The sequence below is a fragment of the Williamsia muralis genome, from assembly GCF_051487485.1.
GTDB lineage: Bacteria > Actinomycetota > Actinomycetes > Mycobacteriales > Mycobacteriaceae > Williamsia > Williamsia muralis_B.
The window spans coordinates 439382-459784 of sequence record NZ_JAHVCV010000003.1; the positions used below are offsets into that span (position 1 = coordinate 439382).

The following is a 20403-nucleotide window of genomic DNA, read 5'->3' on the forward strand; positions in this document are numbered from 1 at the left end:
GCGCGGCTGCTCCATCTGCCCGACACCGATCACGGACGTCGCCAGGTCCGTCCGTGCCGGGCCAGCATCTCCTCGGCCGATCTCGGCCCCCAGGTGCCCGATTCATAGCCGTCGGGCTTTCCGTTCGCTGCCCAGTGTTCGAGCACCGGGTCGAGGATCTTCCAGGACAGTTCGACCTCGGCATTGACCGGGAACAACGATGGTTCGCCGAGCAGCACGTCGAGGATCAGACGCTCGTACGCCTCGGGGGACGACTCGGTGAAGGCCTGCCCGTAACTGAAGTCCATGTTGACGTCCCGGACTTCCATGGACGACCCCGGCACCTTCGACCCGAAACGCAACGTGATGCCCTCGTCCGGCTGCACCCGGATCACCAGTGCGTTCTGGCTGAGCTCTTCGGTCATCGTCTGATCGAACGGCAGGTGCGGCGCGCGTTTGAACACCAGTGCGATCTCTGTGACCCTGCGGCCCAGGCGTTTTCCCGTCCGTAGGTAGAAGGGCACGCCCGCCCATCGCCTGCTGTCGACCTCGAGTGCGATGGCGGCGAAGGTCTCGGTGGTCGAGTCCGCGGCAAAGCCCTTCTCGTCCTTGAGCCCCGGCACCTCTTCGCTGCCCTGCCAGCCGGCCTCGTACTGTCCGCGTGCGGTGTTCTCATCGAGCGGCAGGATGTTGCGTGTTGCGGAGAGGACCTTGATCTTCTCGGTCTGCAGCTCGTGTGGTTCGAACGAGATGGGTTCTTCCATCGCGATCAGGGCCATCAGCTGGATCAGGTGGTTCTGGATCACATCGCGGGCGGCGCCGATGCCGTCGTAGTAGCCGGCCCGGCCTCCGAGTCCGATGTCCTCGGCCATCGTGATCTGCACGTGGTCCACATAGTGCGAGCTCCACACCGGATCGAACAGCTGGTTGGCAAAGCGCAGCGCCAGGATGTTCTGCACGGTCTCTTTGCCGAGGTAGTGGTCGATGCGGAACACCGAGTGCTCGGGGAAGACGGTGTTCACCACCGCGTTCAGCTCTTTGGCGCTTTCCAGGTCGTGGCCGAACGGCTTCTCGATGACCACGCGTCGCCAATGGTCGTCGGACTGCTCGGCCAGCCCCGACTTCGACAGCTGCTCACACACCACAGGGAAGGCCGCCGGCGGGATCGACAGGTAGAAGGCGTGATTGCCCTCGGTTCCGCGCTTCTCGTCGAGTTCGCCGAGGGTGTCCCGGAGCTTCTCGAAGGCCGTGTCGTCGTCGAAGGTGCCCTGGACGAACCGGAAGCCTTCGCTGAGCCGCTCCCAGACGTCCTCGCGAAACGGCGTACGGGAATGAGCGCGCACGGCGTCGTGCACCACCTCGGAGAAGTCCTCGTGGTCCCAGTCCCGGCGGGCGAATCCGACCAGCGCGAAACCGGGGGGAAGAAGCCCCCGGTTCGCGAGGTCGTACACCGCGGGCATCAACTTGCGCTTCGCGAGGTCGCCGGTCACGCCGAAGATGACAAGACTGCTGGGCCCGGCGATGCGGGGCAGACGCTTGTCACGGTCGTCGCGCAGCGGATTCGTCCACTGCCCGGCTGCGTCCTTGGCCAAGGGATCAGGCCTTCGAGCCGGCTGCCAACTGTTCCGCGGTGGCGTCGAGCAGTTCCTGCCACGCCACCTCGAACTTGTCCACGCCCTCGTTCTCCAGCGTCAGGAAGACGTCGGTGAGGTCGACCCCGATCGCGGAGAGCGCATCGAACACCTCCTGCGACGCGGGACCCTGGCCGATGATCGAGTTCGGGTTGACCTTCCCGTGATCGGCGAAGGCATCCATGGTCTTCTCGGGCATCGTGTTCACCGTTCCGGGGGCCACCAGCTCGCCGACGTACAGGGTGTCCGGCAGGCTCGGGTCCTTGACGCCGGTGGAGGCCCACAGTGGGCGTTGGGCATTGGCCCCGGCAGCGGCCAGTGCGCGGAAGCGCGGCTGATCCTCGAACACCTTCTGGTAGGCGACGTAGGCGAGTCGGGCGTTGGCCAGGCCGGCCTTTCCCTTGAGTGCCTTCGCCTCGTCGCTGTCGATGGCATCGAGTCGCTTGTCGATCTCGGTGTCCACGCGAGAGACGAAGAAGGATGCGACCGAGTGGATCTTGGACAGATCGTGCCCGGCTGCCGATGCCTTCTCCAGGCCCTCGATGTAGGCGCCCATGACCAGCTCATAGCGTTCGACGGAGAAGATCAGCGTCACGTTCACGCTGATGCCCTCGGCGATGACCTTGGTGATGGCCGGGATGCCCGCTTCGGTTGCGGGGATCTTGATCAGCAGGTTGGGACGATCGACGATCTTCCACAGCTCCACCGCCTGCGCCACCGTCTGGTCGGAATCGTGGGCGAGACGCGGGTCGACCTCGATCGACACCCGCCCGTCGACACCCTTGGATGACTCGTACTGCGGGGCGAGCACGTCACAGGCATTGCGCACGTCGTCCGTGGTGACCGTGCGGATGGTGGCATCCACATCGGCGCCGCGGGCGGCCAGCTCATTGACCTGATCGTCGTAGGCGTTGCCCTTGGACAATGCCGCCTGGAAGATCGACGGGTTGGTGGTGACACCCACCACCGACTTGGTGGCGATCAGTTCGGCGAGATTGCCGGACTGGATGCGGGTGCGAGAGAGATCATCGAGCCAGACCGAGACGCCGGCCTGGGACAGTGCGGCAAGATTGGCGTTCTGTTCGCTCATTTTGCGCTCCAATTCAAATGTTGTGCAGATCTCAGTTGGTTTTTGCGACCGAACGCTCGGCGGCGGCGATGACGGCCTCTGCGGTGATACCGAACTTCTCGTAGAGCACCTTGTAGTCGGCAGAGGCGCCATAGTGCTCGATGGACACGATCTCACCGGCGTCGCCGACCAGGCGATACCACGGCATCGCGATACCGGCTTCGACAACCACTCGGGCCTTCACCGTGGGCGGCAGCACCGAATCGCGGTAGCTGCTGTCCTGCTCGTCGAACCACTCCATGCATGGCATCGACACGACGCGGGCATTGATTCCCTTGTCCTTCAACGCCTTTTGTGCCTCGACGGCGAGGTACACCTCGGAGCCGGTGCCGATCAAGATGACCTGAGGATCTCCCTCGGGCTCTGACAGGACGTATCCGCCCTTCGCCACACCCTCGGCCGACGTTCCCTCGAGAATCGGGATGTTCTGCCGGGTGAGCGCCAGCCCGACCGGATTGTGCCGCCGGGTCATGATGGCCTGCCACGCGTAGGCCGTCTCGTTGGCATCGCCGGGGCGAACCACGTCGAGATCGGGGATCGCGCGCAGCGCCGCCAGGTGCTCGATCGGCTGGTGGGTGGGTCCGTCTTCGCCCAGTCCGATCGAGTCGTGGGTCCACACATAGATGGGATCGGTCTTCATCAGCGCGGCCAGTCGTACGGCCGGCCGCATGTAGTCGGCGAACTGGAGGAACGTTCCGCCGTACGCGCGGGTCGGTCCGTGCCGGACGATGCCCGACAAGATCGCACCCATCGCGTGCTCACGGATGCCGAAGTGCAGCGTGCGCCCGTATGGGTTCGCGCTCCAGTTCTTGGTGCTGATCCCGGTGGGGCCGAAGGACGCGGCTCCGTCCATGGTGGTGTTGTTGCTGCCCGCGAGGTCAGCGGACCCACCCCACAGTTCGGGCAGAACGGGTCCGAGAGCCGAGAGCACCTTGCCCGACGCCGAACGGGTGGCCACATCCTTGTCGCCGACCTCCCACTTGGGGAGGGCATCGGTCCAGCCGTCGGGCAGACCGTTCACCACGAGGCGGTCGAGCAGGGCCTTGCGATCCGGATTCGCCTCGGCCCACTCGTCGAACGACTTCTCCCAGGCCTTGCGCCGTTCGGCGCCCCGGTCCACGAGCTGCCGGGTGTGCGCGATGACCTCGTCCGCGACCTCGAACGTCTGGTCGGGGTCGAAACCCAGCAGCTTCTTGGTCTCGGCGACCTCATCATCGCCGAGCGCGCTGCCGTGGGCGCTGCCGGTGTTCATCTTGTTGGGTGCGGGGTAGCCGATGATGGTGCGCAAGACGATGATCGACGGCTTGTCGATCACGGCCTTGGCCTTCTCGACGGCCTCCTCGATCGCGGTGACGTTCTCGCCGCCCTCGACGTGCTGGACGTGCCAGCCGTAGGCCTCATAGCGAGCGGCGACGTCCTCGGACAGCGCGATGTCGGTGTCGTCCTCGATCGAGATGTGGTTCTTGTCGTAGAACACGATGAGGTTGCCCAGCTGCTGGGTGCCTGCCAGCGAGCTGGCCTCCGACGTGACGCCTTCTTCGATGTCGCCATCGGAAGCGATCACGTAGATGTAGTGGTCGAACGCACTCTGTCCGACCGGTGCGTCCGGATCGAACAGTCCACGCTCGTAGCGGGCGGCCATCGCCATCCCGACCGACGAGGCAAGTCCCTGACCGAGTGGCCCGGTGGTCATCTCCACGCCGCGCGTGTGGCGGTACTCGGGATGGCCGGGCGTCTTGGACTCGTAGGTGCGCAGCGCCTTCAGGTCGTCGAGTTCGAGGCCGAATCCGCCGAGGTAGAGCTGGATGTAGAGCGTCAGGCTCGAGTGTCCGCAGGACAGGATGAAGCGGTCGCGGCCCATCCAGTCCGTATCCGTGGGGTCATGCCGCATCACTCGCTGGAACAGCGTGTAGGCCAGCGGCGCCAGACTCATGGCTGTGCCGGGGTGTCCACTGCCGCACTTCTGAACCGCGTCTGCGGCCAGAATCCGCACTGTGTCAACGGCTTTGGTGTCCACCTCGCTCCAGTCAGCAGGGTGTGAGGGCTGTGTTAGCGCGCGAATCTCATCTGTTGCTGACACGATTGTGTGAACTCCTCCAAGCTCGACTTTCCGTACATGGCAGGCTGCGAACAGCCCACGTCAAGCCTAGACGTCTCCCGGTCCCATGGCGCGATACGGGACTGAATAACTCTCCGGTTCACCTTCGGGGACCTGACCGGCGAGGTCAGGCGCCGGATCCGACCTCGATTGCCGTTCTGGGGTACCGGCCGTCTACCATTCCCTGTAGTAGATGAGCGAGTCAGGAGATCTAGTGCGGATTGGGGAACGTGTGAGCGGACACGGTTTCGCCTCCTCCCCAGCGTCAGGTGGTGGTGAGGCTCCGCCCATGCAGCGCCCCACCAGCATGCGCGGGAGGATCTCGGGAACGGCCTTGGCCTATCTCGCTCTCACCAAGCCACGGGTCATCGAGTTGCTCCTCGTGGCGACCATCCCCGTGATGCTGCTGGCCGACCGCGGTCGGGTGGACCTGGCCCTGATGGCCTGGACCCTGCTGGGCGGCTGGCTCGGCGCAGCGAGCGCCAACACGCTCAACATGGTGGTCGACGCCGACATCGACCAGAAGATGAAGCGCACCGAACGCCGGCCTCTGGCCCGCCACGCGGTGTCCACCAGAAGCGCACTCATCTTCGGGATCGTGCTGGGCGCGGCATCGTTCGCGGTGTTGTCGACGATGGCAAACCTGCTCAGCGCCCTGTTGGTGATGGCGACGATCGCGTTCTACGTCTTCGTCTACACGATGGTGCTCAAGCGCCGTACGTGGCAGAACGTCGTGTGGGGCGGAGCGGCCGGATGTATGCCGACCCTCGTCGGCTGGGCTGCCGTCACCGGCAGCCTGAGCTGGCAGCCTGTTGTGCTGTTCATGGTGATCTTCTTCTGGACGCCACCGCACACCTGGGCGCTCGCGATGCGTTACAAAGAGGACTACCGCGCAGCGGGTGTGCCCATGCTCCCCGTCATCGCCACCGAGATCCAGGTCACCCGGCAGATGCTGTTCTACACGTGGGCAACGGTGCTCAGCACGCTGGTGTTGTGTCTGGCCACGGGCTGGATCTACACGGCCGTGGCCCTCGCCGCGGGCGGCTGGTTCATCTACGTGGTCCACAAGCTCTACCGCGCCACCCTGCGCGGTGAGGAAGTCACCCCGCTCAAGGTCTTCTTGCAGTCCAACGAATATCTCGCGATAGTCTTCTGCGGACTGGCGATCGATTCGGTGATCGGATTGCCGACGCTGACAAGCCTGTTCTGACAGGCACCACCGGCCGCTGGCCGGTGCGAGGTGATTTGGGGGAAACATGTCGTACCCACCTGGGCAGGGTCAGGGGCCCGGAAACAACGACTGGCGGCCGTATTCGGAGCCGACTCAGGTCGGCCAACCCCAGTTCGGTCCATCGCAGTACGGTCAGCAGCCGCCGCCAGACAACGGTCAGGGCGGCCCGTTCTACGGCCAGCCCGATCCCGCCTACAACCCGTATCAGCCCTACCCGGCTGCCGGCGGGCAGTGGGGCCCGCCCCAGCCCCGAAAATCACGCACGCCGCTGATCATCGGCCTCGTCGTGGTCGCAGTGCTCGTTGTCGTGGCTGTTGTGGTTGCCCTCGTCGTCGCGCTCGGCGGGGGAGGCGCGAGTAGCGATCCGGAGTCAGCAGTGGAGGGGTATCTCACGGCGCTGTCCGACGGCGATGCCGCCAAGGCGCTGGACCTGTCCAAATCTCCGGCGTCCGAACTCCTGCTCACCGACGACATCCTGAAACAACAGCAGGAGATCGCCAAGATCTCGGACATCTCGATCGTGGATGTCCAGAAGATGGGCGAGATGGCCACGGTCCAGGCCACCTACCAATTCGGAGACCGCAAGGCCGACGAGAGTTTTGTCCTGCACAAGACCGGGGATTCCTGGCGGCTGGACGAGGGTGTCGTCGCAGTGGACGTCAGCAGCCTCGGAGGCATTCCAGGGCTCACCGCCTTCGGCGTCCCTGTCGACGGCGAGGCCAAGGTGTATGTGTTCCCCGGGCCCGTGAAGTGGGGCAGTGCCGACGAGAACTTCGCGGTTGTGAACGGCAAAGAAAAGGACTTCCCGGTCGCAGGGACGAGTTACGGGTCGTTCCCGGACCTGACTGCTGAACTCAGCGGCAAAGGACAGAACGCGGTGAACACGGCGGTCCAGGCCCACCTGGACGAGTGCGCGTTGTCGGTCCAGGTCGACGCGGCAACGGACAAGCCGGACTGCGGCCAGCGGACGTACGCCTACAACGCCGAACCGGGCTCGGCGAAATGGACTGCGCCGGCGAAACTGCCTGCGCTCGACTACCGCCTGGGATACGACAACCCCGAGGAAGTGTCGGTCGACGGCGAGATGGCGTGGTCGGTGACATTCCGCACAACCGTGTCGGGTTCACGACCGGCCGAGACCAAGACGGAGACCGTCACGGACTACCTGTACGGCACCGTCGACCTGGCGCAGAATCCGCCGGTGTTCACACCCGAAGGATGACCGGCCTGCGCCTCATCTCGACTGAGGCGTCAGGACAACCGACCCCGTGGTCGCGCGTGCGGCCAGATCGATGTGCGCCTGCCTCGCCTCGGCCAGTGGATACGAGTGCGCCACCCGCACGGTGACGCTGCCGTCGGCGATCCCGTTCATCACCTCGCCGGCGCGCCACGCCAACTCTTCGGGGTCGGAGATGAAGTGCCTGAGGGTCGGCCGGGTGACCGACAGTGAGCCCGCAGCGTTGAGTCGTTGCAGGTCGAAGGGCGGGACCGGTCCGCTGGCCGCGCCGAAGAGAACAACGATTCCTCGGACCGCGGTCGCGGCAAGACTCTGCTCGAACGTGTCTGCGCCGACGCCGTCGTAGGCGACGGACACACCCGCGCCGCCGGTGAGGGCGCGCACCTGTTCGGCCACCTGGTCCCCGTAGCGCAGCACTTCATCGGCCCCGGCCCGCCGGGACAGGTCTTCCTTCGCGTCGTTCGACACGGTGGTGATGACCCGCAGTCCTCTGGCCTTGGCCATCTGGGTGAGCACCAGGCCGACGCCGCCTGCGCCGGCATGGACGAGGACGGTGTGGCCCGGGCGCGGGTGGGCGGCACCATCGAGCAGGTAGTGCGCAGTGATCCCCTGGAGCAGAGCGGACGCCGCGACGTCGTCGGCGATGGTGTCGGGTACGGCCACGGCGCGCGCTGCCGGCACCACGACGAGTTCGGCGTAGCTCGAGGGTGCATCGCACCACGCGACCCGCTGGCCCACCGATATCGAGTCCACATGGGGGCCGACCGACACGACCTCACCGGCGCCCTCACTGCCCGGGATGAACGGCAGCGTCATCGGATACATGCCGGACCGCTGGTAGGTGTCGATGAAGTTCACGCCGATCGCCGCGACGCGAACCAGGACCTCACCAGCACCGGGTTCGGGGTCTGCGGTCTCGACCACATCCATCACTTCGGGCCCACCGTGCTGACTGACCTGGATCGCATGCATGACTTCAGTTGTACCGAGCCCCTCAGAGTGTCCGGTGATCGGCCCCGCCGCGGTGCGCAATATGCTGTGACACATGAGCGACCACAAGGGTGTCATCTCGGCCATTTCGAAGTTCGTGGCCCGCGAGGGTGGTTCGGCCACCGCTGTCCTGCAGGGGATCGGCGCCTCAGGCGTCCGCATCACCCTGGTGGGCGGAGCGGGCGGGATCCTGGGCGATCAGGTGGTCCGGGATATGGAGACCGCAAAGCAGATCGTGGAACAGGTCGACGGGGTCGAGATCGGCGAGTGGGATCGCGACCTCACGTCGGCGGTCGATGTCCGTCCCGGGCACTACCGCAAGATGGCCGGCTGGGTGGCCAACACCTAAACGGCAGCCGCCCCTATCCGAAGGGGGTCGTCAGACCGCTGCCGCCGCTCGTGGCTCGGCCGGCGACGCCGTCAGTGGATTCCCTGCTGATCGGGGACGCATTCCCACCCAGAGTGCTGCTGTCGCGGCAACACAGGCTCCCGCTCCGGCGACGTGCATGACCACCAGCGCCGCGGGGATGTCGGTGAGGTACTGGGTGATCCCGATGACCGCCTGCGCTACGACCACAGCCACCACCACGTAGAGCCGGCGTTTGAGTCTGCTCGGAGCGCCGACCGCGAACAGCGCGAAACCGATCGCCAGGAGCAGCGACAGGTAAGCGATCAGGAGATCGGCGTGAAGGTGCACCAGTGTGGTCACCTCGATCTTCAAACGGGGAACAGGCGTGTCGATGCTCTTGTCACCGGCGTGCGGGCCGGCTCCGGTCACCATCGTTCCGGCGATCAGAACTCCGGTCATCACCACAGCTGACAGGACGGTGAGCCACCGGAGGGCAGCCGGGACCACGGGGACGGCTTGCACGTCATCCGGCTCCCTGACCTTCTCGAGAAGAAGTACGGACAACCACACCATGGCCATCGACAACAGAAGATGGATGGCGACCGTCCACCACAGCAGTCCGGTGAGCACGGTGATGCCGCCGACAACGGCCTGAACCACGGTGGACGCCGGCATCAGCCAGGCGTACACCCGGACCTCGTATCTGCGTCGTGCCCTGGTGACCGCGATGACGATCAACGCGGCGGTGAGCACGACTGCGAACGTGAGGAGCCGGTTACCGAACTCGACGGCCTGATGAATCGCTGCGACTTCGGGGTGCGCGGTGGGTGTGAAGCTGCCGGGGAAGCACTGGGGCCACGTCGGGCATCCCAGGCCTGAGGACGTCACGCGAACCACCGATCCGGTGACCGCGATTCCCGCCTGGGTGAGCACCACCGCCAACGCCAGCAGGGTCTGGACGCGGAGCGAGGGGAGGGGGAGCCGGTCGACTAGCCGGACAAACAGGCGGTACACGCCTTCGATGGTAGGGGCAGGGCGAATGTGACCTGGGTCCAGGTGAGGCAATCAGGTGAAGCGGAAATACCGGACGGCGGCGATGCCTGCCGCGGCGCCCCAGATCGCCAGGACGGCGAGTCCGAACACATCGACAGAGCCCGCGGTGGCCTGGTGCAGTGCCTCGCTGAGGGCTCCGGACGGAGTGCATCGGGCAAACCATTCGACGAGGTCGGGAACGCGGTCGCCGATCACCACGATGGACCCGATGCCGATGAATGCGAACCACAGCAGATTGGCCAGAGCCAGTACCACCTCGGCTTTGAGCGTGCCTCCGAGGAGCAGTCCCATCGCCGAGAACGCCAGCGTGCCGATCGCGATCGCGATGATGCCGAGCAACAGCCCGCCGATCGACGGTCGCCAGCCCAGTGCTGCACCGATCAGCCCCAGCACGACGGCCTGTCCGCTGACCACGATGGCCACCGCGACGGATTTGCCGACAATGACACCCCATCGCGGGAGCGGTGTCGCGCCCAGCCGTTTCAGTGCGCCGTACCGACGGTCGAATCCGACGGCGATCGCCTGACCGGTGAATGCGGTGGACATCACGGCCACGGTCATGATGGCGGGAACAAAGGTGTCCGTACGAGATTCGTCGAAGTCACCGATCGGCAGGAGGCACAGCCCGACCAGCAAGGTGATCGGAATGAACATCGTCAGGAGTTGCTGCTCGCCGTTGCGCAGCAGCAACATCAGCTCGATCCGGGACTGCGCCACGATCATCTGACGGATGGGGGCGGGTCTCGGACGTGGGCTGAAAGTGCCGGCAGCGAAACGGTTCGGCGTGCTCATCCGCGCATGCCCCGGCCTGTCAGCTCGAGGAACACATCTTCCAGACTCCTGGTCTCGACCCGGAGGTCGGTGGCGAGGACATTGATCTTCGCGCACCACGACGTCACGGTGACCAGCACCTGCGGCGTCACCTGGCCGGTCACCAGGTAACCGCCGGGGGTCACCTCGGTGCACGAATACTCTTCGGGCAGAACAGTTCTGAGCAAAGTAAGGTCCAGTCCCCGTGGTGCTTGGAATCGCAGCTCGTTCTCGGCGCCGCGGCTGGTCAGTTCGGCGGGAGTGCCTTTGGCCACCTCGATACCGTGGTCGATGATGAGCACCTGGTCGGCCAGTTCTTCGGCTTCGTCCATCAGGTGAGTGGTGATCAGCACCGAGACGCCGTCGGCCCGCAGGCGATCGATCAGCTCCCACACCATGATCCGAGCGTGGGCGTCCATGCCGGCAGTCGGTTCATCGAGGAACACCACTTCGGGACGACCCACCAACGCGCAGGCCAGGGCAAGTCGTTGTTGCTGCCCACCGGACAGCCGTCGGTAGGAGGTGCGCTGGGCGTCCACGAGTCCGAGGTTCTCCAGGAGCCAGTCCGTGTCGATGGGGTCGGCGGAGTACGACGCGCACAGGCGCAGCATTTCTCCGGCACGGGCGCCTGGATAGGCTCCGCCACCTTGGAGCATCACACCGATCCGGCTTCGTACTTGGTCGTTGTCGGCGAGTGGGTCCAGACCGAGGAGACTCACCTCGCCCTCGTCAGGAGCCTGAAAACCCTCACAGATCTCGACGGTGGTGGTCTTACCCGCTCCGTTCGGACCGAGAATCGCCAGGATCTCGCCGCGCTGCAGTTCGAGGTCGAGGCCGCCCACGGCGGTGGTGTCACCGAAACGTTTGACGAGTCCCTTGACCGACAGCGCGGGTCCATCGACTCCGACGCCGGCGATACCGGGGGCGGACGATGGGCTGCTCACAACCACCAAGAGTAAGCGCCCGTTTGCCCGCCTCGGTACACGGGTGAGGCGAACCGGTTGCGTCGCCGATCAGTTGTCGACCGCGGCAGGTGCTGCCTGTGCGACTTTGGCGCGCCGTCGGCGCTGCCAGGGCATCTCCTCGAAGAACAGGGCTGTGAGAACGGCCACCAACAGGACCGCGGCGACGATGGCCTCGGCCAGCTGGAAGCCGCGGGTACCCGCCCCGGTGGGCAACACCACGACGGAGATGATCGCCGAGATCGACACCGCGATGATCCGGAACCACCGCCCGGTCGCCCATGCGGCGAGCGGGATGATGGCCCACAGCAGGTACCACGGCTGCACGAAGGGGAAGAACAGCACGACGGTTCCCATCGCCAATCCCAGTGCGCCGACCGGGTGCAGCCGGCCCGCCAGGGCCGCCAAGAGCCAGCGCACGACGAGGACCGCAGCAACCGCCTGCGCGGTCGGGCGCGCGACATCGAGCATTGCCTGGGTGTGGTCGCCCAGGCCGAGCAAAACCCCGATCCGTCCGGTCGTCACCGACAGGAACGTGGGCATGGACATCCACGAGCGCACCACGTCGCCGGTGGAGAGGGTCTTGGTCCATCCGAACCCGAGACCGGTGCCGACACAGATCGCCACCATCACCGCGACCAGGATGACGCCGAGGAATGCGGCCGATGCCGACAACGCTCCGAGACTCCGTCTGGACCGCTGCCAGTACTCGCGGGGAGGCGCGTGCCGCAATGCCGGCAGGGTCGCTCCCCACCGACGGGCCAGCGCGATGCCGACAAAACCGAAGGCCAGGATGGACGCGATCTTGATCATGCAGGAGGCGGCGATCACGACGGCGCCCGCGATCAGGAGCAGCCCGGCCCGGCTGGGCCACACCGAACCGGGTCTTCGGAGCCGGTCTGGTGAGTCGAGTCCCCGGAAGCACAGTTCCATACCTGCGAGCATCATCCCGAGCATCAGGGCTTCGTTGTGGATGCCACCCACCAGATGCAAGATGAGCAGGGGATTCATCGCTCCGAGCCACAGGGCGGCCACCGGCGACACCCCACACCGCTTGGCCAGTCGCGGCAGGGCCCACACGATGAGGCCGACCCCGAAGAGGGCGAGTGCCCGATGCGCCACCAGTGCCGCGGGGATGTATTCGCCGGTGACGTGGGTGATGTTGTCACCGAGCCACAAGAACAGCGGCCCATAGGGGGCCGGCGTCTCGCGCCACAGATTGGGGACCGATCTGGTGAAGACGTGGTCGATGCCCAGTCCGGCGGCGGGGCTGACGACGTAGGGATCAAGGCCGCGGGCGGCGATCTCGCTCTGCGCGAGGTAGGAGTAGACGTCCTTGCTGAGCATCGGCGGGGCCACGACGAACGGCATCAGCCAGACCAGCAACGTGCGGTCGGCTTGCCTGCGGGTCATCCGCCGCGGCGGGGCATGCCCTTTCATGACGTCGCCGCCCACCCGGCCGACGGCGAACCGGCCGAGGAGAAGCCACGCGAGGACGAGGATCACGGTGCCCGCAAGAGAGAAGGTCAGCGCTGTGGGCCACATCCGCGACGGCAGCGACAGCACGCGAGCACCGGCGAGTGGGTTCTGCAGCACCGGCAGCGCACCGGTCCCCAATGAGCCGACCAGGACCAGCACCGCGCCGGTTGCGCCGAACAGACGAATCCGCAGCAGTCGTTTGGATTCCTCGGGGTTGAGTGGACCCACCTCGCCCTCGTCGCCGTGCAATCGCGCCACGGTGAGCCCGTAGTCGCCGGTCGCGTCGCGGTCGGGCGGGCCGTCCCCGTTCCGAAGCCCCAGGTAATCGAGGGTTCGGCGGAAACCGGTACGCACGGGGGTCGATCGGGCCGGCGCCGATGCCTTCGGCTCGGGTTCGGTGACTGTGGTTTCCGGCACAGCAGAGACTGTAGTGGTCGCTCCTGGGCAGCGGCCCCGGCCTGCATGTTCGGTGATCATCGTCGTCCGGATGGTCGGAGAAAGAGGCCCTGAAAGGGCCAGCCGGACCAGGCAAGGGCACCCTTGGTGGAAATAGTCTCCTAATTCGGTAACACTTGTGTTGTGAAAACGGCTCACGAAATCTCGCATGCCTCGGACGTGGCATCGATCGACGCTGCGCCGGCAATCCACATCGCGGACGACGTGCACAGCCCGGTCCCGGTCACCCACGACGGACAGACCCGGTCCGCGGTGGTCACCCTCATCCTCGAGCAGGGCCCGGTTACCGCAGGTCACATCTCAGAAGCTCTCGGGATAACGCCCACCGCGGTACGCCGCCATCTCGACGCCATGATCGCCTCGGGCGACGTGGTCGCGACCGCGGCGCCCCGCTACGCCCATCGGGGCCGGGGTCGTCCTGCCAAGCATTTCCAGCTCACCGCCGCAGGTCGTGGTCGTCTCAAGCACGCATATGACGACCTCGCAGGCGCGGTGATGCGGCGCCTGCGGCGCATCGGTGGCGACGCAGCGGTCGAGGACTTCGCCCTCGAGCGTGCCGAGCAGATCGTGGCCGATGTGCCGGTGGCAGGGGATTCGGCCGCCGATCGGGAGGGCACCGCGCAACAAATTGCCGAAGCTTTGACCGAAGCGGGATTTTCTGCGACTACCCGGCGCGTTGGTAATGGTGTGCAGATCTGCCAGCACCACTGCCCGGTCGCGCACGTGGCAGCGGAGTTCCCTGAGTTCTGCGAAGCCGAAACAGCGGTCTTCACCAAAGTCCTAGGTACACACGTGCAGCGTCTGGCAACCATCGCCAACGGCGACTGCGCATGCACCACTCATGTGCCGCTTGCGAATCCGCAGGTGGCAAATCAGGTCGACGCCCAGCCCGCGTCGGCACCGGCAGCCTCCGGAAGGAGTCACTCATGACGGTCACAGACCCGACACCCACACAGGCAACTGCCGCTGCGGCAGTGCTGACGCAGGAAGAGACGATCGATTCGTTCGGCGCGTACGGGTACGGCTGGGCGGATTCCGACGTCGCGGGCGCCAGCGCCAAGCGCGGCATCTCCGAAGCCGTGGTCGCCGACATCTCGGCGAAGAAGAGCGAGCCCGAATGGATGCTCGCCGCACGCCTCAAGGCCTTGTCGATCTTCGAGCGCAAGCCCATGCCGAACTGGGGCTCGAACCTCGACGGCATCGACTTCGAGAACATCAAGTACTTCGTCCGCTCGAGCGAGAAGCAGGCAGCGACCTGGGACGATCTGCCCGAGGACATCAAGAACACCTACGACAAGCTCGGCATCCCCGAGGCCGAGAAGCAGCGTCTGGTGTCGGGTGTGGCAGCGCAGTACGAGTCCGAGGTCGTCTACCACTCGATCCGCGAGGATCTCGAGGCCCAGGGTGTGCTGTTCCTCGACACCGACACGGCCCTGCGTGAGCAGCCCGAACTGTTCCAGGAGTACTTCGGCACGGTCATCCCGGCCGGCGACAACAAGTTCTCCGCGTTGAACACCGCGGTCTGGTCCGGTGGATCCTTCATCTACGTCCCCCCGGGCGTGCACGTCGACATCCCGCTTCAGGCCTACTTCCGGATCAACACCGAGAACATGGGTCAGTTCGAGCGCACCCTGATCATCGTCGACGAAGGTGCATACGTGCACTACGTCGAGGGTTGCACCGCGCCGATCTACAAGACCGATTCGCTGCACTCGGCCGTGGTCGAGATCATCGTGAAGAAGGGTGGTCGCTGCCGGTACACCACCATTCAGAACTGGTCGAACAACGTCTACAACCTGGTCACCAAGCGGGCCAAGGCCGAGGCGGGCGCCACCATGGAGTGGGTCGACGGGAACATCGGCTCGAAGGTCACCATGAAGTACCCGGCCGTGTGGATGACCGGCGAGCACGCCAAGGGCGAGGTTCTGTCCGTGGCGTTCGCCGGACCGGGTCAGCACCAGGACACCGGTTCCAAGATGGTGCACCTCGCGCCGAACACCTCGTCGAACATCGTCAGCAAGTCGGTTGCCCGTGGCGGTGGCCGGGCCTCTTACCGTGGGCTGGTCCAGATCAACAAGGGCGCACACGGCAGCCGGTCGACCGTGAAATGCGATGCGTTGCTGGTCGACCAGATCTCGCGCAGTGACACCTACCCGTACGTCGACATCCGCGAGGACGACGTCACGATGGGTCACGAGGCGACCGTCTCGAAGGTCAGCGATGACCAGCTGTTCTACCTGATGAGCCGCGGCCTCACCGAGGACGAGGCCATGGCCATGGTGGTCCGCGGGTTCGTCGAGCCCATCGCCAAGGAATTGCCCATGGAGTACGCCCTCGAGCTGAACCGCCTGATCGAGCTGCAGATGGAGGGTTCGGTCGGATGAGTTCTCCCACTGGTGTGGTCGGCGCTGTCTCCGGCGAGAATCAGGGCCCGGCGGTCAACAAGGGTGAGCAGTTCACCTCGTTCGACGTCAACGCATTCGAGATCCCGCGGTCGAAGGACGAGGCCTGGCGCTTCACGCCTTTCCGGCGCCTTCGTGGACTGCACGACGGCTCGGCGCAGCCGACCGGACAGGCCACGGTCGCCGTGGACGGTCTGGTGGACGGAGCTCGCGTCGAGACCGTAGGGCGCGACGACGCCCGTCTCGGACAGGGTGGCGTTCCCTTCGATCGCATTGCGGCACAGGCGTATTCGTCGTTCACCGAAGCCACGGTCGTGACCGTGGACAAGGAGACCGAGATCGCCTCACCGATCACGGTCACCATCGATGGCCCCGGCGAGGGCGAGACCGCGTTCGGTCATGTCCAGGTCCGGCTCGGTGCCTTCGCCAAGGCCGTGGTGGTCATCGACCAGCGGGGCAGCGGCACGTACGCCGAGAACATCGAGTTCGTGATCGGTGACAGCGCCCACCTGACAGTGGTGAACATCCACGACTGGGCCGACGACATGGTCCACGTCGCAGCCCACCATTCCCGGCTCGGACGTGACGCGGTGCTCCGGCACTTCGCGATCAGCCTCGGCGGAGATTTCATCCGCTTGAGCCCGGTGGTGCACTACGACGGTCCCGGCGGCGACGCCGAACTGTGGGGCCTGTACTTCGCCGATGCCGGGCAGCACCTCGAACAGCACCTGCTGGTGGACCACTCGCAGCCGCATTGCCGGTCGAACGTCGTCTACAAGGGCGCGTTGCAGGGCGTGGCGGGTGACCGCAGTCGCGAAGCCCATACCGTGTGGGTCGGCGATGTGCTCATCCGAGCCGAGGCCGAGGGCACCGACACCTTCGAACTCAATCGCAATCTGATCCTCACCGACGGCGCCCGCGCCGACTCCGTCCCCAACCTGGAGATCGAGACCGGCGAGATCGTCGGAGCCGGACACGCAAGTGCAACCGGCCGGTTCGACGACGAGCAACTGTTCTACCTCCAGGCTCGTGGCATTCCCGAGGACCAGGCTCGCCGACTGGTGGTCCGTGGGTTCTTCGGTGAGGTCATCGCCAAGATCGGTGTGCCGGAACTGCGCGAACGTCTCGAGGCGGCTGTGGAAGCCGAACTCGAGGTCGCAGGCGCCTGAGCCGCACCCAGCCCCAACACTTCAGCCCATACCAGCAAGGAATTCGATAACCGTGGCCATTTTGGAAATCCGCGATCTGCACGTCAACGTGAAGCAGACCGACACCGACGCCGAACCGATCTCCATCCTCAAAGGTGTGAACCTGACCGTGGAGTCGGGCAAGACCCACGCCATCATGGGCCCCAACGGGTCAGGCAAGTCGACGCTGTCGTACGCGATCGCCGGCCACCCGAAGTACGAGGTCACCCAGGGTTCGATCACCCTCGACGGTGAAGACGTGCTCGAGATGACCGTCGACGAGCGCGCCCGGGCCGGTCTGTTCCTCGCGATGCAGTACCCGGTCGAGGTTCCCGGTGTGTCGATGTCGAACTTCCTCCGGACCGCTGCCACCGCCGTGCGCGGTGAGGCACCGAAGTTGCGTCACTGGGTCAAAGAGACCAAAGAAGCCATGAGCGAACTCGAGATCGATCCGTCGTTCGGCGAGCGCAGCGTGAACGAAGGCTTCTCCGGTGGCGAGAAGAAGCGCCACGAGATCCTGCAGCTCGGGCTGCTCAAGCCGAAGATCGCCATTCTCGACGAGACCGACTCAGGCCTCGACGTCGATGCGTTGCGCGTGGTCTCCGAGGGCGTGAACCGCTTCAAGGCGAACGAGGACGGCGGCGTTCTGCTCATCACCCACTACACCCGGATCCTGCGCTACATCCAGCCCGACCACGTGCATGTGTTCGTCGGTGGCCGGATCGTCGAATCCGGTGGACCCGAGCTCGCCGACGAGCTCGAAGAAAACGGATACATCCGATTCACCCAGGCTGCGAACGCCTGAGGTTCGAACTTCCAGGAGGCCAGACGTGACGAGCATCGATCAGGCTGTTGCCCCGACATCGCATGAGGTCACCGCGCTGGACGTGACCGCGGTTCGTGCCGACTTCCCGATCTTGGGGCGGACCGTGCGGGACGACAAGCCGCTGGTCTACCTCGACTCGGGGGCCACCAGCCAGCGACCGGTACAGGTCCTCGACGCCGAGCGAGAGTTCTTGGTGACCCGTAACGCTGCGGTTCACCGCGGTGCGCATCAGCTGGCCGAAGAGGCCACCGACGCGTACGAGAACGCGCGCGCGGTCATCGCCGAGTTCGTCGGTGCCCAGTTCGATGAGTTGGTGTTCACCAAGAACGCCACCGAGTCGCTGAATCTGGTGACGTACACCTTGGGTGACGAGCGGAGCGCGGGCGTCCTGGGCGGCAAACCACTCGGACCCGGCGACACCGTGGTGATCACCGAACTCGAGCACCACGCGAACCTCGTTCCGTGGCAGGAACTCTGCCGCCGGACCGGGGCGACGCTGCGTTGGTACGGCGTGACCGACGACGGCCGGATCGACCTCGACTCACTGGTGCTCGACGATTCGGTCAAGGTCGTCTCGTTCACCCATCAGTCGAACGTCACCGGTGCCATCGCCGATGTCCCGGAACTGGTCCGTCGCGCTCGCGCTGTCGGTGCCCTCGTGGTTCTTGATGCCTGCCAGTCGGTTCCTCACATGGTGGTGGACTTCGCCGAGCTCGACGTGGACTTCGCCGCCTTCTCCGGACACAAGATGTTCGGTCCCTCGGGTGTCGGTGTGCTGTTCGGCAAGCGTGCGTTGCTCGCCGAGCTGCCGCCCTTCATCACCGGTGGCTCCATGATCGAGACCGTCACCATGGAGGTCTCCACCTACGCGCCGGCTCCCCAACGGTTCGAGGCGGGCGTACCGATGACTTCTCAGGTCATTGGTCTGGGCGCAGCCGTCCGCTACCTGCAGGGACTGGGTATGGCGGCGGTTGCGGCACACGAACATTCGCTGACCGAAGCGGCCTTGAAGGCGCTGTCGGAGATCGAAGGAGTACGCATCGTCGGTCCGTCCACCGCAGATCGGCGCGGAGGTGCGGTGTCCTTTGTGGTCGACGGCATCCACGCGCATGATCTCGGGCAGATCCTCGATGACGAGGGTGTCGCGATCCGCGTGGGTCACCATTGCGCGTGGCCGCTGCACAAGCGTTTCGGGGTCGCCGCGACAGCGCGCGCTTCGTTCGCCGCGTACAACACCCTCGACGAGGTCGAGGCGCTCGCCAAGGCGATCGTCCGTGCCAAGGAGTTCTTCGGGGTCGGTGCCTGATGCGGATGGAGCAAATGTATCAGGAAGTGATCCTCGATCACTACAAACACCCGCAGGGGCGAGGTCTGCGTGACCCGTTCGGTGCCGAGGTCCACCACGTCAACCCGACGTGCGGGGACGAGGTCACCTTGCGCGTGCAGCTCTCCGACGACGGAGAAAAGGTCACCGACGTCTCGTATGACGGCCAGGGGTGTTCGATCTCTCAGGCGTCCACGTCGGTGCTCTTCGAGCAGCTGGTCGGGCAGAACGTCCAGGAAGCCCTGGCGACCGTCGACGCGTTCAACCAGATGATGACGTCGCGGGGCACTGTCGACGGTGACGAAGAGGTCATCGGCGACGGAGTGGCCTTCGCCGGAGTGAGCAAGTACCCGGCGCGCGTCAAGTGCGCGCTCCTGGGATGGATGGCATTCAAAGACGCGTTGGCACAGACGGTGGTCAACAGAGAAGCACCGGCCGACAACAACAATTCCGCTAGGGAGTCAGCATGAGCGATCAAGCCCCGCCGACAGAGATCAAGGCGCCTGAGGAAGTTCAGACCTCTCTGCCGAAGATCGAGGACATCGAGGAGGCCATGCGCGACGTGGTCGACCCCGAACTCGGCATCAATGTCGTTGATCTCGGCCTGGTCTACGGACTCGACGTCACCAACGACGCGGTAGCCAAGATCGACATGACACTGACCTCGGCGGCCTGCCCTCTGACCGACGTGATCGAGGATCAGACCCGGTCGGTCCTGGTGACATCCGGTCTGTGCACCGATATCGAACTGAACTGGGTGTGGCTGCCGCCGTGGGGCCCGGACAAGATCACCGACGACGGCCGCGAACAGTTGCGGGCGCTCGGCTTCACCGTCTGACCCTTCTGGGGCAGTGGCAGAAACGTTCGAGACCCGGATCGATCGGCTGATCCGGGAAGCACAAGAACGCGGTGAGTTCGACAACCTGCGCGGTGCCGGCCGCCCGCTTGATCTCAGTGATGCCGACGACCCCGAATGGTGGGCAAAGCGCAAGATCAAGGAAGAGAACTTCGACAGCTCGGCGCTGTTGCCTCCGACGCTTCAGTTGCGCCGGGAGGCCCAAGGGTTTCCGGAATCGCTTGCCTCTCTCCGTGAGGAGTCGGCGGTGCGTCATGTCCTCGAAGACTTCAATCGCCGGGTCCGGCGAGACCGGCTCGCACCGAGTCTCGGGCCGGCGTCCTATGTGATCGTCCGAACCGTGGACGTCGAGGCGATGGTGGAGCGATGGCGCGAACTCCGGCGACGCAGATGACGTGGACAGG

At 65.4% G+C, this 20403-nt stretch carries 19 protein-coding genes; 11 read left to right on the forward strand and 8 right to left on the reverse strand.

The genetic code is table 11. The features are described 5' to 3' along the window. Positions 1-29: 29 nt before the first annotated feature. Genes zwf through tkt form a run of 3 tightly spaced genes read right to left on the reverse strand, consistent with a single transcriptional unit; the run spans position 30 to position 4819 of the window. Positions 30-1571: a glucose-6-phosphate dehydrogenase gene (gene zwf / locus KXR83_RS10440; protein WP_437424766.1), complete on the reverse strand. Its 1542-nt coding sequence runs from the start codon at positions 1569-1571 to the stop codon at positions 30-32. A gap of 4 nt (positions 1572-1575) precedes the next feature. After that, on the reverse strand, positions 1576-2700 hold the full coding sequence (gene tal, locus KXR83_RS10445; protein WP_437424767.1) for a transaldolase: 1125 nt from the start codon (positions 2698-2700) through the stop codon (positions 1576-1578). 31 nt (positions 2701-2731) lie between these two features. Further along, positions 2732-4819 carry a transketolase gene (gene tkt, locus KXR83_RS10450; RefSeq protein ID WP_437424768.1) on the reverse strand — a complete coding sequence of 696 codons (2088 nt, stop codon included), beginning with the start codon at positions 4817-4819 and terminating at the stop codon, positions 2732-2734. 307 nt (positions 4820-5126) lie between these two features. On the opposite strand from tkt, the gene KXR83_RS10455 reads away from it, so the two are divergent. Both KXR83_RS10455 and KXR83_RS10460 read left to right on the forward strand, forming a co-directional pair. Beyond that, positions 5127-6047, forward strand: coding sequence for a heme o synthase (locus KXR83_RS10455; protein WP_062798037.1), 921 nt, complete (start codon positions 5127-5129; stop codon positions 6045-6047). A 46-nt stretch (positions 6048-6093) separates the two neighbouring features. After that, positions 6094-7290, forward strand: coding sequence for an Rv0361 family membrane protein (locus KXR83_RS10460; RefSeq protein ID WP_437424769.1), 1197 nt, complete (start codon positions 6094-6096; stop codon positions 7288-7290). 12 nt (positions 7291-7302) lie between these two features. Here KXR83_RS10460 and KXR83_RS10465 read toward each other — a convergent pair whose 3' ends face one another. Then, a complete protein-coding gene (locus tag KXR83_RS10465) occupies positions 7303-8277 on the reverse strand; it encodes a quinone oxidoreductase family protein (RefSeq protein WP_437424770.1) in 975 nt (324 codons plus the stop codon). A gap of 73 nt (positions 8278-8350) precedes the next feature. Between KXR83_RS10465 and KXR83_RS10470 the strand changes: the two genes are divergently transcribed. After that, a complete protein-coding gene (locus KXR83_RS10470) occupies positions 8351-8644 on the forward strand; it encodes a hypothetical protein (protein WP_099382366.1) in 294 nt (97 codons plus the stop codon). Positions 8645-8674: 30 nt separating this feature from the next. On the opposite strand, the gene KXR83_RS10475 is transcribed toward KXR83_RS10470, so the two are convergent. The 4 genes from KXR83_RS10475 to mptB form a co-directional block, all read right to left on the reverse strand. Continuing rightward, the gene (locus KXR83_RS10475; RefSeq protein ID WP_437424771.1) at positions 8675-9658 is read right to left on the reverse strand and encodes a COX15/CtaA family protein; all 984 of its coding nucleotides are present in this window, start codon (positions 9656-9658) and stop codon (positions 8675-8677) included. A gap of 51 nt (positions 9659-9709) precedes the next feature. Beyond that, positions 9710-10489, reverse strand: a complete 780-nt coding sequence (locus KXR83_RS10480; RefSeq protein ID WP_437424772.1) for an ABC transporter permease — start codon at positions 10487-10489, stop codon at positions 9710-9712. After that, on the reverse strand, positions 10486-11451 hold the full coding sequence (locus tag KXR83_RS10485; RefSeq protein WP_437424773.1) for an ABC transporter ATP-binding protein: 966 nt from the start codon (positions 11449-11451) through the stop codon (positions 10486-10488). Before KXR83_RS10485 ends, KXR83_RS10480 begins: the two co-directional genes overlap by 4 nt. Positions 11452-11520: 69 nt before the next feature. After that, entirely contained in the window at positions 11521-13302 is a 1782-nt protein-coding gene (gene mptB, locus KXR83_RS10490; protein ID WP_437424950.1) for a polyprenol phosphomannose-dependent alpha 1,6 mannosyltransferase MptB, read from the reverse strand. A gap of 225 nt (positions 13303-13527) precedes the next feature. Here mptB and KXR83_RS10495 point away from each other — a divergent pair, with 225 nt between their 5' ends. The 8 genes from KXR83_RS10495 to KXR83_RS10530 are packed head-to-tail and all read left to right on the forward strand — an operon-like array spanning position 13528 to position 20393. Further along, positions 13528-14334: a helix-turn-helix transcriptional regulator gene (locus KXR83_RS10495; RefSeq protein ID WP_437424774.1), complete on the forward strand. Its 807-nt coding sequence runs from the start codon at positions 13528-13530 to the stop codon at positions 14332-14334. Beyond that, a complete protein-coding gene (sufB, locus tag KXR83_RS10500; RefSeq protein WP_247208697.1) occupies positions 14331-15788 on the forward strand; it encodes a Fe-S cluster assembly protein SufB in 1458 nt (485 codons plus the stop codon). The genes KXR83_RS10495 and sufB overlap by 4 nt, the downstream gene beginning before the upstream one ends. Then, positions 15785-16975 (forward strand): Fe-S cluster assembly protein SufD, encoded by a 1191-nt coding sequence (sufD, locus tag KXR83_RS10505; protein WP_437424775.1) that lies wholly within the window; start codon positions 15785-15787, stop codon positions 16973-16975. Before sufB ends, sufD begins: the two co-directional genes overlap by 4 nt. Positions 16976-17027: 52 nt before the next feature. Continuing rightward, entirely contained in the window at positions 17028-17798 is a 771-nt protein-coding gene (gene sufC, locus KXR83_RS10510) for a Fe-S cluster assembly ATPase SufC (RefSeq protein WP_437424776.1), read from the forward strand. 25 nt (positions 17799-17823) lie between these two features. Continuing rightward, positions 17824-19125 (forward strand): cysteine desulfurase, encoded by a 1302-nt coding sequence (locus tag KXR83_RS10515; RefSeq protein WP_437424777.1) that lies wholly within the window; start codon positions 17824-17826, stop codon positions 19123-19125. Continuing rightward, positions 19125-19613 carry a Fe-S cluster assembly sulfur transfer protein SufU gene (sufU, locus tag KXR83_RS10520; protein WP_437424778.1) on the forward strand — a complete coding sequence of 163 codons (489 nt, stop codon included), beginning with the start codon at positions 19125-19127 and terminating at the stop codon, positions 19611-19613. The genes KXR83_RS10515 and sufU overlap by 1 nt, the downstream gene beginning before the upstream one ends. Then, on the forward strand, positions 19610-19981 hold the full coding sequence (locus tag KXR83_RS10525) for a metal-sulfur cluster assembly factor (protein WP_023959366.1): 372 nt from the start codon (positions 19610-19612) through the stop codon (positions 19979-19981). The genes sufU and KXR83_RS10525 overlap by 4 nt, the downstream gene beginning before the upstream one ends. Positions 19982-19994: 13 nt before the next feature. Next, entirely contained in the window at positions 19995-20393 is a 399-nt protein-coding gene (locus tag KXR83_RS10530) for a DUF1992 domain-containing protein (RefSeq protein WP_437424779.1), read from the forward strand. The last annotated feature ends 10 nt before the right edge of the window (positions 20394-20403 follow it).

Excerpts from the sequence above, each read along its gene's own strand:
- tal (WP_437424767.1), bottom strand. The coding sequence starts at position 2,700 with ATGAGCGAACAGAACGCCAATCTTGCCGCACTGTCCCAGGCCGGCGTC.
- KXR83_RS10455 (WP_062798037.1), top strand. The coding sequence starts at position 5,127 with ATGCAGCGCCCCACCAGCATGCGCGGGAGGATCTCGGGAACGGCCTTG.
- KXR83_RS10460 (WP_437424769.1), top strand. The coding sequence starts at position 6,094 with ATGTCGTACCCACCTGGGCAGGGTCAGGGGCCCGGAAACAACGACTGG.
- KXR83_RS10465 (WP_437424770.1), bottom strand. The coding sequence starts at position 8,277 with ATGCATGCGATCCAGGTCAGTCAGCACGGTGGGCCCGAAGTGATGGAT.
- KXR83_RS10470 (WP_099382366.1), top strand. The coding sequence starts at position 8,351 with ATGAGCGACCACAAGGGTGTCATCTCGGCCATTTCGAAGTTCGTGGCC.
- KXR83_RS10480 (WP_437424772.1), bottom strand. The coding sequence starts at position 10,489 with ATGAGCACGCCGAACCGTTTCGCTGCCGGCACTTTCAGCCCACGTCCG.
- sufB (WP_247208697.1), top strand. The coding sequence starts at position 14,331 with ATGACGGTCACAGACCCGACACCCACACAGGCAACTGCCGCTGCGGCA.
- sufD (WP_437424775.1), top strand. The coding sequence starts at position 15,785 with ATGAGTTCTCCCACTGGTGTGGTCGGCGCTGTCTCCGGCGAGAATCAG.
- sufU (WP_437424778.1), top strand. The coding sequence starts at position 19,125 with ATGCGGATGGAGCAAATGTATCAGGAAGTGATCCTCGATCACTACAAA.
- KXR83_RS10525 (WP_023959366.1), top strand. The coding sequence starts at position 19,610 with ATGAGCGATCAAGCCCCGCCGACAGAGATCAAGGCGCCTGAGGAAGTT.